General features: G+C 74.4%; 1 pseudogene. It reads left to right on the top strand.

Annotated elements, in window-relative coordinates:
* Positions 1–104: 104 nt before the first annotated feature.
* Positions 105–739 (top strand): annotated as a pseudogene (locus ACFWJO_RS38065) (hypothetical protein); the annotation flags it as partial.

Here is a 739-nt window from a genome sequence, read left to right as displayed (position 1 = left end):
CCCGTACACCGACCACTTCCGGCTCGTCACGCTGCCCAGCGTGAAGGACCTGGACGTGGCCCTGGACCGCCTCGAGGACTTCCTCGAGGACTGGAGGGAGCGCCATGGCTGACACCCCGGCCGCCGAGGCGGGCCGACCCGCCCGCCCCACCGACGACAGCGTCTTCGGCGCCCCCGCCCGGGAGCTGTTCGCCGCCCGCCGCGGGGACGAGGTCCGGGGCCCGGCCGACGTCGACGCCGCCGCGACGCCCGGCTACGGCGGGGACAAGGCGAAGGGCAAGAAGGACCTGGCCGCGCGCGGCGGGGCGCTCGCCAACCTGCAGGAACTGCTGTTCGCTCAGTCGGTGCGCCACGCGCCCGAGGGGGAGGCGCCGTCCCTGCTGGTCGTCCTGCAGGGCATGGACACCGCCGGCAAGGGCGGGATCATGCGCCACGTGATCGGGGCGATGGACCCGCAGGGCGTCCACGTGCACGCGTTCAAGGCGCCGACAGCGGAGGAGCGCGCCCACGACTTCCTGTGGCGCATCCGCCCGCACCTGCCCCGGCCCGGCCTCGTCTCCGCGTTCGACCGCTCGCACTACGAGGACGTGCTCGTGCATCGCGTGCGCGGGCTCTCCCCGCTGGCCGAGGTGGAGGAGCGATACGGGGCGATCTGCGAGTTCGAGGCGGCCGTGCGCGCCGCTGGGACGCGGATCGTCAAGGTGATGCTGCGGATCTCGCCGGAGGAGCAGGCCGAGCG

Origin of the sequence: Streptomyces sp. NPDC127092 (assembly GCF_042722475.1) — a bacterium.
Taxonomy (GTDB): domain Bacteria; phylum Actinomycetota; class Actinomycetes; order Streptomycetales; family Streptomycetaceae; genus Streptomyces.
Note: the sequence above shows the minus strand (reverse complement) of the source record. Positions and strands in the feature narration are given on the sequence as shown.